This window comes from Nonomuraea sp. NPDC048826, from assembly GCF_043198225.1.
Classification (GTDB): domain Bacteria; phylum Actinomycetota; class Actinomycetes; order Streptosporangiales; family Streptosporangiaceae; genus Nonomuraea.
Genome location: NZ_JBICUQ010000002.1, coordinates 302653 through 317269, shown reverse-complemented (window position 1 = coordinate 317269; position 14617 = coordinate 302653). Strand labels below are relative to the sequence as shown.

At 71.9% G+C, this 14617-nt stretch carries 12 protein-coding genes; 7 read left to right on the top strand and 5 right to left on the bottom strand.

Going from position 1 to position 14617, the window contains the following annotated elements; all coding sequences use genetic code 11:
• Positions 1 to 50 precede the first annotated feature (50 nt).
• Positions 51 to 704, top strand: coding sequence for a Uma2 family endonuclease (locus ACGFI7_RS07205; RefSeq protein WP_393400293.1), 654 nt, complete (start codon positions 51 to 53; stop codon positions 702 to 704).
• Here ACGFI7_RS07205 and hrpA read toward each other — a convergent pair.
• Both hrpA and ppgK read right to left on the bottom strand, forming a co-directional pair.
• Positions 694 to 4566 carry an ATP-dependent RNA helicase HrpA gene (gene hrpA / locus ACGFI7_RS07200; RefSeq protein ID WP_393400291.1) on the bottom strand — a complete coding sequence of 1291 codons (3873 nt, stop codon included), beginning with the start codon at positions 4564 to 4566 and terminating at the stop codon, positions 694 to 696. The genes ACGFI7_RS07205 and hrpA overlap by 11 nt on opposite strands.
• 227 nt (positions 4567 to 4793) lie before the next feature.
• Positions 4794 to 5516, bottom strand: coding sequence for a polyphosphate--glucose phosphotransferase (gene ppgK / locus ACGFI7_RS07195; RefSeq protein WP_393400288.1), 723 nt, complete (start codon positions 5514 to 5516; stop codon positions 4794 to 4796).
• Positions 5517 to 5615: 99 nt separating this feature from the next.
• On the opposite strand from ppgK, the gene ACGFI7_RS07190 reads away from it, so the two are divergent.
• Positions 5616 to 6728, top strand: a complete 1113-nt coding sequence (locus ACGFI7_RS07190) for a TIGR03118 family protein (RefSeq protein WP_393400285.1) — start codon at positions 5616 to 5618, stop codon at positions 6726 to 6728.
• Here ACGFI7_RS07190 and ACGFI7_RS07185 read toward each other — a convergent pair.
• Positions 6722 to 7144 carry a hypothetical protein gene (locus tag ACGFI7_RS07185; RefSeq protein ID WP_393400283.1) on the bottom strand — a complete coding sequence of 141 codons (423 nt, stop codon included), beginning with the start codon at positions 7142 to 7144 and terminating at the stop codon, positions 6722 to 6724. The two genes, ACGFI7_RS07190 and ACGFI7_RS07185, sit on opposite strands and share 7 nt — an antisense overlap.
• A 152-nt stretch (positions 7145 to 7296) precedes the next feature.
• On the opposite strand from ACGFI7_RS07185, the gene ACGFI7_RS07180 reads away from it, so the two are divergent.
• Positions 7297 to 8115: a DUF4253 domain-containing protein gene (locus ACGFI7_RS07180; protein ID WP_393400281.1), complete on the top strand. Its 819-nt coding sequence runs from the start codon at positions 7297 to 7299 to the stop codon at positions 8113 to 8115.
• Between the two features lie 96 nt (positions 8116 to 8211).
• On the opposite strand, the gene ACGFI7_RS07175 is transcribed toward ACGFI7_RS07180, so the two are convergent.
• Together ACGFI7_RS07175 and ACGFI7_RS07170 are read right to left on the bottom strand one after the other, a co-directional pair.
• Positions 8212 to 9045, bottom strand: a complete 834-nt coding sequence (locus ACGFI7_RS07175) for an SAM-dependent methyltransferase (RefSeq protein ID WP_393400278.1) — start codon at positions 9043 to 9045, stop codon at positions 8212 to 8214.
• A 167-nt stretch (positions 9046 to 9212) separates the two neighbouring features.
• Positions 9213 to 10469 carry a Scr1 family TA system antitoxin-like transcriptional regulator gene (locus tag ACGFI7_RS07170; RefSeq protein WP_393400275.1) on the bottom strand — a complete coding sequence of 419 codons (1257 nt, stop codon included), beginning with the start codon at positions 10467 to 10469 and terminating at the stop codon, positions 9213 to 9215.
• Positions 10470 to 10811: 342 nt separating this feature from the next.
• On the opposite strand from ACGFI7_RS07170, the gene ACGFI7_RS07165 reads away from it, so the two are divergent.
• The 4 genes from ACGFI7_RS07165 (at position 10812) to ACGFI7_RS07150 (ending at position 14510) form a co-directional block, all read left to right on the top strand.
• Positions 10812 to 11447 carry a hypothetical protein gene (locus tag ACGFI7_RS07165; RefSeq protein WP_393400272.1) on the top strand — a complete coding sequence of 212 codons (636 nt, stop codon included), beginning with the start codon at positions 10812 to 10814 and terminating at the stop codon, positions 11445 to 11447.
• A gap of 533 nt (positions 11448 to 11980) precedes the next feature.
• Positions 11981 to 13582 carry an MFS transporter gene (locus ACGFI7_RS07160; protein WP_393400270.1) on the top strand — a complete coding sequence of 534 codons (1602 nt, stop codon included), beginning with the start codon at positions 11981 to 11983 and terminating at the stop codon, positions 13580 to 13582.
• A gap of 2 nt (positions 13583 to 13584) precedes the next feature.
• Positions 13585 to 13788, top strand: coding sequence for a hypothetical protein (locus ACGFI7_RS07155; RefSeq protein WP_393400267.1), 204 nt, complete (start codon positions 13585 to 13587; stop codon positions 13786 to 13788).
• Positions 13785 to 14510 carry a hypothetical protein gene (locus ACGFI7_RS07150; RefSeq protein ID WP_393400265.1) on the top strand — a complete coding sequence of 242 codons (726 nt, stop codon included), beginning with the start codon at positions 13785 to 13787 and terminating at the stop codon, positions 14508 to 14510. Before ACGFI7_RS07155 ends, ACGFI7_RS07150 begins: the two co-directional genes overlap by 4 nt.
• Positions 14511 to 14617: the final 107 nt, after the last annotated feature.

Genomic DNA, 14617 nt, shown 5'->3' with positions numbered 1-14617 from the left:
AAACCCATCCGTCCACCTGAAGATTTCCTCCACTGTACGAGTTCCGGCACATGCCTCGAATCCGTGGAATACTGAGCGTGGCGAATCGAGCACGAAGGGACATGTTCATGGCGACCATGACCATCCGCGAGCGGGAGCCTGTCGCCGGCCACGACGCGCCCCAGACCGCCAGGGAGCTCTTCGATGCCCTACCCCCCCTCCCCGGTCTACGGGCAGAGGTAGTCGAAGGGAAAATGATCGTGAGTCCCATGGGCAGCCCCGAACACGGTTGGATCGCGGCCGACCTGCACGACGCCCTCCTCCCCCTCCGGAGAGAGCACGGGTGGCGGGGATCCGTCGGCAGCGTGAACGTCTGCATCGAAGGCCCACGAGACTCCTGCGCTCCTGACTACACGCTCGCGGCCCCCGACTGTCCCCGTTGGGGCCAGTCGGAGCTGCTCTCCTCCGGAGTCCTCATGGTGGTCGAGGTGGTCTCGCCGGGCAGCGCCCACCTCGACCGTCACGAGAAGCCCCGGGTCTACGCCACCGGCCGCGTCCCGGTCTACCTGCTCATCGACCCCATCGGCGACGAGCCGGGCGTGACCGTGTTCAGCAGGCCCGCCGACGGCGCCTACGCCACGACCACCAGGGTGACCATGGGCTCCCCGATCACACTGCCCGCGCCGGTCGCGTTCGAGCTGGACACGTCCATCTTCAAGGCCTGAGTTTGTCCATCGCCTTGGCGATGCGCTTCTCCGAGACCGGGGTCGGCGTGCCGAGGGTCTGGGCGAAGAAGCTGACCCGGAGTTCCTCGATCATCCAGCGGATCTCCGTCACGTCCGGGTCGGTGCGCCGGGCCGGGGGGAGGCGGTCGAGGAGGTCGTGGTAGTCGTCCTCGACCTTGTGGACGCGGTCCATCCACTCCTCGTCGCGCCACGGGTCCTCAGGCAGTTTGGTGAGCCTGCGGTCGACGGCACGGAGGTAGCGCAGCAGGTCGGGCAGGCGGGCGTGGCCCGTCGCGGTGACGAAGCCGGGGTAGACCAGCCGGCCGAGCTGCTCGCGGACGTCGTCGGTGGCGGCGCTCGGCCGCAGCGCGTCGAGCTGCACACCGGCGGCGTGCCAGACGGTCAGGATCTGCTCCACCCGGCCCAGGATGCCGGCCGCCGTGTCGTACAGCTCGGCGCGGACGTGCTGGTGGAGGCGGTCGAAGCCGGCCGGGTCCCAGGCGGGGCCGCCGAGGTCGCGCATGAGCTGGTCGGCCGCGGCGTCGACCACGTCGTCGAAGAGGGCGACGGCGCCGCCGTGCGGGCTGCGTGACAGGGCCAGCTTGGCCTGGTTGGACAGGGTCGACAGCAGCGGCTTGGCGGGGTTGGCGACGTTCAGCAGGAGCAGGCGGCGGGTGCCGGCCCAGTGGGAGCGGCGCTGCTCCGCCTCCGTCTCGAAGATCTTGACGGACACCGAGTCGCCGGCGTCGACCAGCGCCGGGTAGCCCTTCATCCGGCCCTGCTCGAACACCTTGGGCAGCGGGCCGAAGCTCCAGGTGCGCAACCCGGTGCGCTCCAGGTCGTCGCCCGCCTCGGAGAGGGTCTTGCGCAGGCGCGGGGCGAGGCGGCGCTTGAGCGCGGCGAGGTCCTTGTCCTCGGCGAGGGTGCGCTTGCGCTCGTCGATCACCCGGTACGTGATGCGCAGGTGGTCGGGGACCTGGTCGAGCTGCCAGGCGTCGCGCGGCACGCGCACCCCGGTGAGCCGCAGCAGCTCCCGTTCGACGGCCTCCAGCAGCGGCTCGGCCCCGGGCCGGGCGTTGGCCAGCACCTGCTTGGCGAAGTTGGGGGCGGGCACGAAGTTGCGGCGCAGCTGTTTGGGCAGCGACCTGATCAGCGCGGTGACGAGGTCCTCGCGCAGGCCGGGGATCTGCCAGTCGAAGCCGTCGGAGGTGACCTGGTTGAGCAGGTGGAGGGGCACGTGCACGGTGACGCCGTCGGCGTCGGCGCCGGGCTCGAACTGGTAGGTCAGCTTCATCCGCTGACCGATCTGCCGCCAGGTGTCGGGGTAGTCGCGGGCGCTGACGTCGGCGCCCTCGTTGACCAGCATGTCGGGCGAGTACGTGAGCAGGTCGGGCTGCTCGGCCCTGGCTTTCTTCCACCAGGAGTCGAAGTGGCGGGCGGACACCACGTCGGCGGGCAGCCGCTGGTCGTAGAAGTCGAACAGGGCCTCGTCGTCGACGAGGATGTCGCGGCGGCGGGCGCGGTTCTCCAGCTCCTCGACCTCGTCGAGCAGCCGCCGGTTGTCCTTGAGGAACTTGTGATGGCTGTCCCAGTCGCCCTCGACGAGGGCGTGGCGGATGAACAGCTCGCGGGACAGCTCGGGATCGATCCGGCCGTAGTTGACCTTGCGCCCGACGACCAGCGGCACCCCGTACAGCGTGACCTTCTCGTACGCGATCACCGCGCCCTGGTTCTTCTCCCAGTGGGGCTCGGAGTAGCTCCGTTTGACGAGGTGCTGCGCGAGCGGCTCCACCCAGTCGGGCTCGATCTTGGCGTTGACCCGCGCCCACAGCCGGGAGGTCTCGACGAGCTCGGCGGACATCAGCCACTGCGGCTGCTTCTTGGCCAGCGCGGAGCCGGGGAAGACGGCGAAGCGGGCGTTGCGCGCGCCGAGGTACTCCTGGATGGGCCGGCGGCCGTCGGAGGCGCGCTGGCGGTCCATCACCTCCTTGACGCCGACGTGCGACAGGAGGCCGACCAGCAGCGACTTGTGGACCAGCTCCGGATCAGCCGGGTGGCTGTTGGGGTGCACGCCGAGCGACTGGCGGATCTGGCTGTAGATGTCCTGCCACTCGCGTACCCGCAGGTAGTTGAGGAACTCGGCCTTGCACAGGCGGCGGAAGGCGCTGGAGGAGAGCTCCTGCTGGTTGTCGCGCAGGTAGTTCCACAGGTTGAGGTAGGTGAGGAAGTCGGACTCGGGGTCGGCGAAGCGGCGGTGCTTCTCGTCGGCCTGCTGCTGCTTGTCGGCGGGGCGCTCGCGCGGGTCCTGGATGGACAGCGCGGCGGCGATCACCATGACCTCGCGCACGCAGCCGTTCTTCTCCGCCTCCAGCACCATGCGGCCCAGCCGGGGGTCGACGGGCAGGGTGGCGAGCTTGCGGCCGATCGGGGTGAGCTTGCCGTGCGCGTCGAACGCGCCCAGCTCGTGCAGCAGGCTGACGCCGTCCTTGACCTGGCGGCGGTCGGGCGGCTCGACGAACGGGAACGCCTCGATGTCGCCCAGCCCGATCGAGGTCATCTGGAGGATGACGGACGCGAGGTTGGTGCGCAGGATCTCCGGGTCGGTGAACTCCGGCCTGGCCTCGAAGTCCTCCTCCTCGTACAGGCGGATGCAGACGCCGTCGGAGGTGCGCCCGCAGCGGCCCTTGCGCTGGTCGGCGCTGGCCCGGGAGATCGCCTCGATGGGCAGGCGCTGCACCTTGGTGCGGTGGCTGTAGCGGGAGACGCGGGCGTAGCCGGGGTCGACGACGTACTTGATGCCGGGCACGGTCAGGGACGTCTCGGCCACGTTGGTGGCCAGCACGACGCGGCGGCCGGTGTGGCGCTGGAAGACGCGGTGCTGCTCGGCGGCGCTCAGCCGGGCGTAGAGCGGCAGGATCTCGGTGTTGCGGAAGTCGGCCTTGGCCAGCGCGTCGGCGGCGTCGCGGATCTCTCTCTCGCCGCTGAGGAAGACGAGGATGTCGCCGGGCCCCTCGCCGGTCAGCTCACGGCAGGCCTCGACGATGCCCTGCGTCTGGTCGTCGTCCTCGCCGAGGGGGCGGTAGCGGACCTCGACGGGGTAGGTGCGGCCGGACACCTCGACGATCGGCGCGTCGCCGAAGTGGCGGGAGAACCGCTCGGGGTCGATGGTGGCGCTGGTGATGATGACCTTGAGGTCGGGGCGCTGGGGCAGCAGCTGCTTGAGGTAGCCCAGGATGAAGTCGATGTTGAGGCTGCGCTCGTGGGCCTCGTCGATGATGAGCGTGTCGTACTGCTCCAGCATGCGGTCGTGCTGCAGCTCGGCGAGGAGGATGCCGTCGGTCATCAGCTTGACGAGGGTGCGGTCGCTCGCCTGGTCGGTGAACCGGACCTTGTAGCCGACGACCTCGCCCAGCTCGGTGTGGAGCTCCTCGGCGACGCGCTCGGCGACGGTGCGGGCGGCGATGCGGCGCGGCTGGGTGTGGCCGATCAGCCCGCGTACGCCCCGGCCCAGTTCAAGGCAGATCTTGGGGATCTGGGTCGTCTTGCCGGACCCGGTCTCACCGGCGATGATGACGACCTGGTGGTCGCGGATGGCCTCGAGGATGTCGTCCTTGCGCTGGGAGACCGGCAGCGCCTCCGGATAGCTGACCTCCGGGACGGCCTCGCGGCGGCGCAGCAGGCGGCGTTCGGCGCGTTCGACGTCGGCGAGGATCTCCGCGGCGATCTTCTCTCGCGCTTCCCGGGACCGCACCCGGCGCACGCCGTCGAGCCTGCGCCGCAACCGCCGCTGGTCGCGCGGCATCAGGTCGGGCAGGCGGGAGTGGAGCTCGGTGAGTGGAGAGGACAACGCAGGAGTTCCCATACTGCTTTCAGGATATTCGGGCTCCGCGTGCCGGGAGCCAACGGCCCATCGTGCCCGACGGGCGCGTCGCGCGCATCTCAAAATCGGCGACCGTGATCGCCCGCGACCGGCCCACTCTCCCCAGAGTTGCATCGTGGGCGACCACGGTCATTCAATGAGACTCCGCGGAACGCCGAACGGTTGCCATGAGGAAGGGTCACGTTTTGGCGATCCAGGTGGTCCGGCCGTCACTCCCCGTGCACGGCGGACCGTGCGGCGCCGATGATGCCCGCCTGATTGCGCAGGGCCGCCGGGATCACGGGCGTGTCGAGGTGGATGTGCGGCAGGAACTTGTCGGCCTTCTTGCTCACGCCGCCGCCGATGACGATCAGCGACGGGGTGAACAGCATCTCGACGTGCCTGAGATACTCCTCGACCCGCGCCGCCCAGTCGGGCCAGCTCAGGTCGTGCTCCTCGCGGGCCCGGTCGGAGGCGCGGTGCTCGGCGTCGGCCCCGTGCAGCTTCAGGTGGCCCAGCTCGGTGTTGGGCACGAGCACGCCGTCGACGAACAGCGCGCTGCCGATCCCGGTGCCGAACGTCAGCATGAGCACCACGCCGCGCTGCCCCCGCCCCTTGCCGTACGTCATCTCGGCCGTGCCCGCCGCGTCGGCGTCGTTGAGCACGGTCGCGCCGCCGAACAGCGCGCCCGCGTCCACCCCCACCCACGCCTCGTGCATGTTGGCCGCGGTCCTCACCACGCCGTCCACGACCACCCCGGGGAACGTCACGCCGACCGGGCCCGTCCAGCCGAAATGCCGCACGATCCCCGCCACCGCGTCGGCGACCGGGCCAGGCTCGGCCGGGCGCGGCGTGACGACCCGCAGCCGCTCCGCGCTCAGCTCCCCGGCGCGCACGTCCACGGGTGCGCCCTTGATGCCGGAACCGCCGATGTCGATGCCCAACGCGTCCATCTCTCTCCACTCCCCTTCAGACAGCGCGGAAACACGGTAATGAACCCGGGTCCCGGCTCTCGCGTATCTCGCGTCACAAGCGCTAACAAGGAGGCACGGATGCGGTTACGCATCATCACGGCCTGCGCTGTCGCGGTCTCGACGGCAGCCACTCTCACCGTCCCCGCTCAGGCCACCCCGAAGAGGAACCGGTTCGACGTCGTCAACCTGGTGTCCGATGTCCGCGGGAAGGCGGCCGTCACCGACCCCAAGCTGGTCAACCCGTGGGGGCTGGCCATGGGCAAGACCTTGTGGGTCTCCAACGCCGGCACCGGCTCCGCCACCGTCTACTCCGGCCAGGGCAAGAAGGAGCAGACCGAGGTCGTCATCCCCGGCGGCGCCCCGACGGGCCAGGTGTTCAACGCCGGTGACGGCTTCACCGTCAAGGGCAAGCCCGCCACCTTCATCTTCTCCAGCCCGAGCGGCGCGATCACCGGCTGGAACGCCGAGGTCGACCCGAAGAACGCGATCATCGGCGCGTTCACCCGCGGCGCCGACTACAAGGGCCTGGCCCTGGCCCAGACGGACGACGGCGACTTCCTGCTGGCCGCCGACTTCGCGGGCGGTCGCCTGCACGCCTTCGACGAGGACTTCCGGCGCGTCAGGCTGTCGCGCTCGCAGTTCAGGGACCGTGCGCTGCCGGACAAGTACCACCCGTTCAACGTGTCCGTCGTGAACGGGAGCGTCTACGTGGCCTACGCCCTGCGCGACGCGCAGACCGGGAAGTCCGTCGCCGGCAACGGCAAGGGCTGGGTCAGCCGCTTCACCCTCGACGGCCGCCTGACCGGCCGCATCGCCCGGGTCGGCCTGAACGCCCCGTGGGCGGTCACGCAGGCGCCGCGCGGCATGGGCAAGTACGCGGGAGCGCTGCTGGTCGGCAACTTCGGCGACGGCACCATCCACGCCTACCGCGGCAACCGTCACCTGGGCGCCCTGCGTTCGGCGAACAACCGGCCGATCAGCCTGCCCGGCCTCTGGGACCTGGAGCCCGGTACGGCCGCCACCGGCGGCGAGAACACGCTGTGGTTCTCGGCCGGCTCGGACGGCGGCAAGCACGGCGTGCTCGGCGTGATCCGTCCCGCGGGGACGAAAGGCGCGGCGCCGTCGCCCACGCCGACGTCCACCTCGCGCCGCGGCGACAACCAGTCGAAGTCGCCGTACCAGGGCTACTGACGGGCCCGGCACCCTTTCCGGCACGGCGGTCGAGAGCCGTGCCGGGAACCGGGGGTCACGGCGCCGGCAGCACGGCGGCGAGGGTCGTCCATGGCGTTGGTGACGAGCACCGGGGGCATCCGTCCCCGGGTCGCGGCCGGCAGCGCCCGCACCTCCTCGTCCACCCGGAACGGGACGGCCTTGAACTCCGCGACCGCCTTCCTCGCGGCCTCGCTTCCGCCCAGCGCGGTGATGATCGAGTCGCCCCGCTGCGCTGTCGTGATGTGGCCGAGCGTCGCCGGTGTGATGATCGCGGGGTCGAAGGCGGTGGCTCTGAGCGGAAGGCCGTAGCGGGCCTCGATGTCGGCCTGGACCGCGTGGTCGAACTGGCGCAGCACGCCGTCGAGGTCGCACAGGATGGCGTCGAAGGTCGTCACGGGGGCCATCGTGGTCGATCACGGGACTCCGGCCCAGGGGCGCGTGTGGTGCGGTGGACTTCCTGGATACGGGATTGGCCAGGACAAAAGTCCTGAAGCGAGTGGCGGCACTACCATCTCGGAGGCAGGATTCCGTCTCGGAATGGTAGGGCATGAACGATCATCGGCTGCCGGGCGAGCTGTCCCGGCTGTTCGCCGACGGCGGCAGGGGGCGCGGCCTGTCGATCGGGCTGCCCGAGGGCGAGGTGATCTGGCCCGACCCGGGCTACACCGGCCAGGGTGAGCCTGTCCGGCCCGCGTTCTGGATGAGCGACGAGCCCGTGACGGGCGACGACTGGCGACGCTTCCTGGCCGAGCACCCGCGCAGCGGCCTGTGGCCGGTCATGCTGGACGAGTCGGCGCAGCCGTGGTCGGTGGGGCAGGTCGTGCCGGACGATCCGGTGCAGATCGACCACTTCACCGCCGAGGGGTTCATGGCGGAGGTGTGGCAGGAATGGGTGTCGCAGATGCCAGCCGACGCCCTGGCCGAATTGGAGCCGTTCGGGGCGATCTGTCCCGGCCTCGCGCCTCCCGGCCGGCCGGTCGCCGAGGCGGACGCGGTGGCCGGGTGGTACGCGGGCGAGCTGGCGGCCAGGGGCATGCCGCTGGGGCTCGTGGCCGCGGAGCGGAGCGCCGACGCGCTGGCCGTCATGGGCTGGCAGGGCGCGCTGCACCACAACGAGTGGATGGTGCCACTGGCCGCCGTGGTGCGCAGCTGGGAGGACCGCTTCGGGGCGCGGGTGGTCGGCGTCGGCTTCAACACGCTGGAGATCAGCGTGGCCGCGCCGCCGGCCGACCTGGAGCACGCGCTGCACGTGGCCGCCGAGCACTGGACGTTCTGCCCGGACAACGTGTTGCAGGGGGCGGGCGATCTGCACGGGTACGCCGGGCAACTCGTCGGCGCGCACGCGTGGTCCTTCTGGTGGGACTGACAAGCGGGCGCCTGGAGCTTCCGTGTGACCGCACGCGGACGTCGCCGCCCCGGGCCGGGGGAGGCGCCCTCGGCCCGGGCGGCGTCGTCCCGCGGGTCACGGCAGCCGCGCCACCGCCCCGTAGTTGCCCGAACTGCCGGGCTGGTCGGCACAGGCGTCGTCGTCGCCGTCCGGCCGCCATTCCGGGACCCACACCAGCCCCGGTTCCAGCAGTTCCAGCCCTTCCAGCAAGGACTCCATCTCCGCGCGTGTACGAACCGCGTGTCCCGGCAGCGTCATCGCCAGCAGATCGTTGATCGCCGGCAGCAACTCCCGCGGTATGCCGTCGAACGTGGTCTGCAGCAGGGCCAGATAGCTGCCCCGCGGCGCGTTCTCCCGCAACCGCTTGATGACGTGACGGGCCTGCTCGTCGTCGCTCACGTTGTGGCCCGAGACCACGACCCAGGCCATCGGCCGGTTCCAGTCCACGAACGTGCGCACGACACGGTCTTCCAGGATCTCGTCGATCTGCGGGATGTCGCCCTCGACCACCCGCACGAGATCGGTGATCGGCTCGATGGTGGCTTGCGCGTTGGCGAGCACCATCGGGTCGTTCTCGATGTACACGACCCGGGCGGACGCCGTGCGCGGCGTGTCGCGTGCGATGTCGTGCAGCCGGCGGCCCGGTGGCAGGCCGCTCGGCACCCCGCTGCCCACGATGAGGAACTGGTCGACGCCCTCCAGCGCCAGGTGGCGTACGACCCTGGTTAAATACCCCAGAATGGCTTGTGCGGCAGCAGTGGTGATCTCGGCGGCCACGTCATAGCGGTTGACCGCCTCCCTGTCGGCTCTGAAGTTGTTCTTTCCTCCTGTCGCGGCGTCGAGTATGCGGGTGACCCGTGCATGGGTGGTGTCGAGATTGGCCAGATTTCGGATAGCCCGCTGGCGCATAGGGTGTCGCCCCTTTCCCCTCGCCACTTTCTGTTGGGAAAGTTCCGGTTGCTGACCCCACTCGGTTGCCCAAATTCATAATGATTCAAAAATCCCTTTATCCAAGCACCCAGGCCGAGATTTTTTGGGATTTATGCCCTCTTGTTCTATCGGGTGTATGAGAACGATCAATTCCCGACCGAACGCGAAAGCCTTTCACGATGTGTGCACAGCAGGTCAAGGGTCTCTTCGCGGGTGGTCGTGGTCACCGACAGCTTGGTGAAGGCCTGGTGGTAGGCCTCGACCTGGACGGCGTCGGTGATCAGCTCGTCCGCCTCCAGCGCGTGCGCGCACGCGATGTCGGGCTCGAACGCCTCGTCGAAGCGCCAGAGAGTGAACGGACCGGTACGCGGGACGTACGCCGGATCTTCCATCGGCACGATGTGCAGGGAGATATTGGGGCGCTTGGCGAAATCGATCAACCGGTCGAGCTGATCGAGCAGCACGGGCGGCTCGGTGATCGAACGGAAGAGCACGCCCTCGTCCATGACCGCCCATACGACAGGACCCTTCGGCCCCAGGATGAGTCGCTGACGGGCCGCCAGGATGTCGACCGCCGAGTCGGCCGTGGTGTGCCGGAACGAGCCCATGTCGGCCGCCGCGATCGCCGCGAGCGCGTAGTCCTCGGTCTGCAGCAGCGGGGGGACGAAATGGGTGTGATAGGTGCGGATCACTGAGGCCCGGCTGTCGATGGAACAGGTCGTGGCCAGCCATACCGGGAACGTGCTCGAGTCGTACCATTCGAGCTCGCGCTCGCCGCGCGCGATGGAGAGGACGTACTCGCGGGCGGGCATGGCGGTCACGCCGTACAGCGTCAGCAGGCGCTCGACCGTGGCGGGGGCGGGGGCTATCCGGCCCGCCTCGACCGCCTCGACCGCGACGGCGCCCTTGCCGAGGACCGCCTCCACCTTCTCCGGCGAGAGCTGCGCGGCCAGGCGGAGCGAGTGGAGCCGCTCGCCCAGCGCGCGGCGCATGGGCTCGTCCAGCGGCGCGGCCGCCTCGGGGATCTCCATGGCGGGCTCCGGGTCCGCGGGCAGGTCCTCCGCCTTGCGGGCCAGCTCGATCACCCCGCGCAGCACCGCCAGCGAGCTCTCGGAGAGCCCGGACGCGGACAGGCCGATGCCGGCCGCCCGGAGCTGAAGGTCCTCGACCGTGCCGGCCTCGACATGGTCCTCACCCACCAGCCAGCCCACGCTCACCTGGAGGCAGGCGGCCAGCGCCCGCAGCACCTGGAGAGTGGGGTTGGCCTGTTTGCCCGTGCGCAACTGGCTGACGTACGCGCGGGTGATGGGGATGCCGGCCTCGGTGAGCGCGGCGGCGACCTGAGCCCCGGTGAAACCACGCTTTGCCAGCGCCAGGTCGAGTCGCTCGGCGAACTTCGCCACGCATGCCTCCTGCTGCCTGTCGTACGCGATCAAGCGTAGGCCCAGCCCTCCGCGGGACTTCCTGACCGGGCCGGCCACTCTTCCCGCACTCGGGGCATCTTCTTTGCACGAAAACTGAGAGTTGACACACTATCCCGCATCTAGCCAGTATCGTACGACACGTGGAAACTGTTACCTGACAGCCGGACTGCTCTCGGGAGTCGCTCGGCAGGGAGGTGGCCGGACGTGACCATCGATCACCAGGTCAGTCCCTGGTTCACCAGAACCCCGGTTTCACCAGTGCAGGAGCGGGTGATCCAGCGCATCTGCGCGAGATCAGCGCCCACTGGGACACCGGTGCACGTGTCAGACCTGCCCTTCGGCGGTGTCCAGATCTGGATGGACGGCGACGAGGACAGTTGGAGCCTGTACCACCGGATGGCCCGTGAGCTGCGCCTCGCGGGCTGGCACGTCGAGCCGGCCGCGGACCGGCTGCTCGTGCTCGGCTGGAGCGCCGACGGCCTGACGCACCGCGTCCAGGTGCTCGCCGCCGCGCTCGCCGGCCGGCTCGCCGACTACGACCTGACCGTCTTCATGGCGGTCACCATCGCCACCCGGCTGCGCCAGGAAGGCCAGGAGGCCGGGGACATCGTCGCCGAGGTCGAGGCGCGGCTGCGCGACGACCTGCGCTGGCCGGACCGCCTCCAGGACCTCGACGGCCTGCAGCGCACCGCCACCCTGGAGCCGCTGCGGCTCCGGCTGGCCCAGGTGGTCGGCCTGGAGACCAAGGTGCGGCGGCGCTGCGCCGAACACCTGTCGCTGGCCGTCCGGGTGGCGACCGCGGTCGCCGGTGGCCGGGTGCCGCCGCGCGCCCGTCCGCCCCGAGTCACGACGTGCCTGTCGGAGCGCGTGGTCGCGGCCAGCGTGCCCAACCGGCCGCCCGGCCTCTCGCCGGACGTCAACCCTCCCCTTCCTGACTGCGCGCCGTCGCCACGATGACCCGCCCTCCGGCGCACCACCCACCCGGCCCGGCCCCCGGCCCGGCCGGTACCCCCGCGCGCCGTCCCCGGCCGCCGGGCGGCTCCCCGTGGGCCCCTGACGCGGACGCCCCGCCGTCGCCCCTTCCGGCCACGCGCCCGTACGGAGCCGACCCCATCCCTGACCGGAGGAGCCACCCCGCCCCCACGACCCCCCAAGCCTGGAACCCCACCCCCTCCCGAGGCACGGCCACCACGGACACGACCTCGGGCGGCACAGACGCGTGGCGCCGCGGAACCGACGGCAACCCGGGTGGCACGGGCGCGACCTCGGGCGGCACAGACGCGTGGCGCCGCGGAACCGACGGCAGCCCGGGTGGCACGGGCGCGGACCGACGCCGGACGGACGCGGACCCGGGTGGCGCTGACGTGCGTCCGGACGGGGTCGTGAGGCGGCGTCGGGCGGGTGCGGGTCTGGGCGACGTGGACGCTGTGCGGGGGCGTGGGGGTCGGGGGGCCGGCGGGCGTGTGGGGTTGCGGGTGGTGGCCGCCGGGGTGGCTGTCGTCGTCATGGGCGACTGGATGGCGGGGACGCTGGCGGCGCCGGTGCTGGACCTCGATCCGCTGGCGGTGGCGCTTCCGCCGGCGGAGGTGGCGTGGGCGGGCACCGTGAACCTGGTCGCCGCGGCGGCGCTGCTGGCCGTCGCCGGGCGGCTGGCCGATCTGGCCGGGCGGCGAGGGGTGCTGGCCGTGGGGCTGGCCCTGTACGTGCTGGGCGCCTCGGCGGTGATCGTCGCACCGTCGTGGCCGGTGCTCGTCGGGGCTCGGCTGGGCCAGGGCGCGGGCGTGGGGCTGATGGTCCCGGCCGCGCTGGCGATGCTGCTCGCGGCGCTGCCGGAGCGGCGCCGGGCCGGCGGGGTGGCGCTGTGGACCGTGGCCTGCGGGGCCGGGGTGCTGGGGATGCAGGCGGGCAGCGGGTGGCTGCTGGCGATGTTCGGGTGGCGGGGGCTGTTCCTGCCGGGCGCGGCGGTGGCGGCGGTGCTGCTGCTGTTCGCGCCGGCGTTGCCGCGCTCGCTCGGGAATCCGGTGCGCGGCTCCGCGGTGCGGCCGATCCTCCTCGCGGCGGGGATCGCGGCGGCGGTGCTGACCCTGGCCAGGGGTGGCGTGTGGGGCTGGACGTCCGGGGCGACGCTGGGCTGCGCGGCAGCGGCGGCACTGCTCCTCGCGGCGACGCTGATCCTGCGGCCTTCCCTCAGAAGCACGCCGACCGACGACAGCCCCCGCGGTGATGGCCGCCATCGGGCCGGTGGTGCTCCGGTGACGGCGGCGGGCTCGCGGGCCGGGCTCGGGTGGGCGGTCGTGGCGTCCGGGGTGTGCGGGGCCGCCTTCTTCGCCCTCCTGTCGGCCGCCCCCGCCTACGTCGCCGCCACCATGCCTCCCTCGGCCGACGCGGGCTCCGCCGGCGTCGTCCTGCACGGCCACGCGACCGGCGGCGAAGGGTGGCATCGAGCAGGCACCCCGGGATGGCTCTGGCTGGTGCCGGTCGTGGCGGCGCTGGCGGTGGCGGCACCGCTGGCGGCCCGGGCGGCGCGGCGGTTCGGGGCGAACGGGGTGGTGCTCGGCGGGGCCGTGGCGCTCGGCTCCGGGTGCGCGCTGCTGCTCGCCCGTCCGTACCCGCTCCCCTGGATCCTCGCCGGCGCCCTGCTGGCCGGGGCCGGGCTGGGCGCGCTGACCACCGGCGCGCTCACGATCGGCGCCGCGGCGACCGGGCGCGCGAACCTCGCGGCCGGGGTGGCCGCGGTCGACACGGCCCGCCTGGTGGGGGCCGCGGCCGGGATCGCGGGCGCGACGGTCCTGACCACGAGCGGCGTCCCGGGTCCGGCCGCCGAGGGATCGGACGCCGTCCTGCTCGCCTGTCTCGCGGTGGCCGTCCTGCTGACGGCCGCGACCGCGTGGCGGTGGGCCGCGGCGCGGCGGCACCGCACCGTACGGGCCTCTCTGCGCGCGGCGCAGCAGGAGGCCGAGTCGCTCCGCGGGCTCCTGCTGGAGCTCCGGGCCAGTTTCACCGAGGTACGCGGCCAGGCTGATCGCGAGCTGGTCCGCCTCGGGATCAAGGACGTGCCAGCCCCTTGGGGCAACCCCCATGGACAGGAGTGATCATGCTCACCGACGAGGTCCGCGGCCCGCGGCACCATGGTGTTCCCGTGCGCGGGACCCGGCCGGCCGATCAGAGCTCCGCGAGGACGGCGCACCGGCCGCACCGCGTCCGGCACGTGTCCCGGCGGGCGCTCGCCTCGATCGACGGCGTCCCGGACCGGAAGCCGGACGTGCCGCCCGAGGAACCCGGTGGGAGGACGGCATGAACCGCGGCAGGGTGGGCGTGCTGGTGCCGCCCGCCAACCCGTCGGCGGAGCCCGAGCTGACCCGGCTGCTCGGCTCACGCGCGGACATGCACGTCAGCCGGTTCCCGGTACGGCCCGGCCTGGCGATGGCGGAGCGGCTGGAGAGCTACAACGCGACGCTGCCCGCGATGGCCTGCTCGTTCGGCGACCTGCCGCTCGACGCGCTCGTCATGGCCTGCGACGGCTCGCGCTACCTGCTCGACCCGGACGAGGACCTGGACGAGTGCGAGCGGATGGGTGAGCGGTTCGGGGTGCCGTTCGCGACCGCGACGGTGGCCATCATGGAGGCGATCGGGCATCTCGGGGTGGAGGAGGTGCACATCGTCTCCCCCTACCAGCCGTGGCTGACGGAGCTGGCCGAGCGGTTCTGGAAGGCGGCGGGCATGCGCATCGCCGGGGTGGTGCCGGTGCGGGCGCAGGGCGGTTTCTCCCCGTACGACATCACGCCGTCCGAGCTGGTCGACCAGGTGAAGCAGGCGGACCTGCCGACCGACGCGGTGCTGCTGTTCGCCTGCAGCGGGATGGCGACGCTGCCGGTGCTGGGCACGCTCGGCGCGGGCAACGACCGGACCCTGCTGACCTCGAACCTGTGCAGCGCGTGGTGGGCGCTGTCGCGGGCGACGGGCCGCCCGGTCACGCTGAACCGGTCGCCGCGGGCGGCCGCGCACGGGAGGGCGTCATGAGCGCCGCCTTCCCGGCTCACTGGACGGGGGTCGCCGGCACCACGCCTGCGGCCGGCGTGGACGGTACCCGATCCGGCGCCGGCGACCCCGAATCCACCCCGCCGGAG

Coding starts and splice junctions, on each gene's coding strand:
- ACGFI7_RS07150 (WP_393400265.1), top strand. CDS start 13,785: ATGAACCGCGGCAGGGTGGGCGTGCTGGTGCCGCCCGCCAACCCGTCG.
- ACGFI7_RS07190 (WP_393400285.1), top strand. CDS start 5,616: ATGCGGTTACGCATCATCACGGCCTGCGCTGTCGCGGTCTCGACGGCA.
- ACGFI7_RS07205 (WP_393400293.1), top strand. CDS start 51: ATGCCTCGAATCCGTGGAATACTGAGCGTGGCGAATCGAGCACGAAGG.
- ACGFI7_RS07175 (WP_393400278.1), bottom strand. CDS start 9,045: ATGCGCCAGCGGGCTATCCGAAATCTGGCCAATCTCGACACCACCCAT.
- ACGFI7_RS07180 (WP_393400281.1), top strand. CDS start 7,297: ATGAACGATCATCGGCTGCCGGGCGAGCTGTCCCGGCTGTTCGCCGAC.
- ppgK (WP_393400288.1), bottom strand. CDS start 5,516: ATGGACGCGTTGGGCATCGACATCGGCGGTTCCGGCATCAAGGGCGCA.
- hrpA (WP_393400291.1), bottom strand. CDS start 4,566: ATGGGAACTCCTGCGTTGTCCTCTCCACTCACCGAGCTCCACTCCCGC.
- ACGFI7_RS07155 (WP_393400267.1), top strand. CDS start 13,585: ATGCTCACCGACGAGGTCCGCGGCCCGCGGCACCATGGTGTTCCCGTG.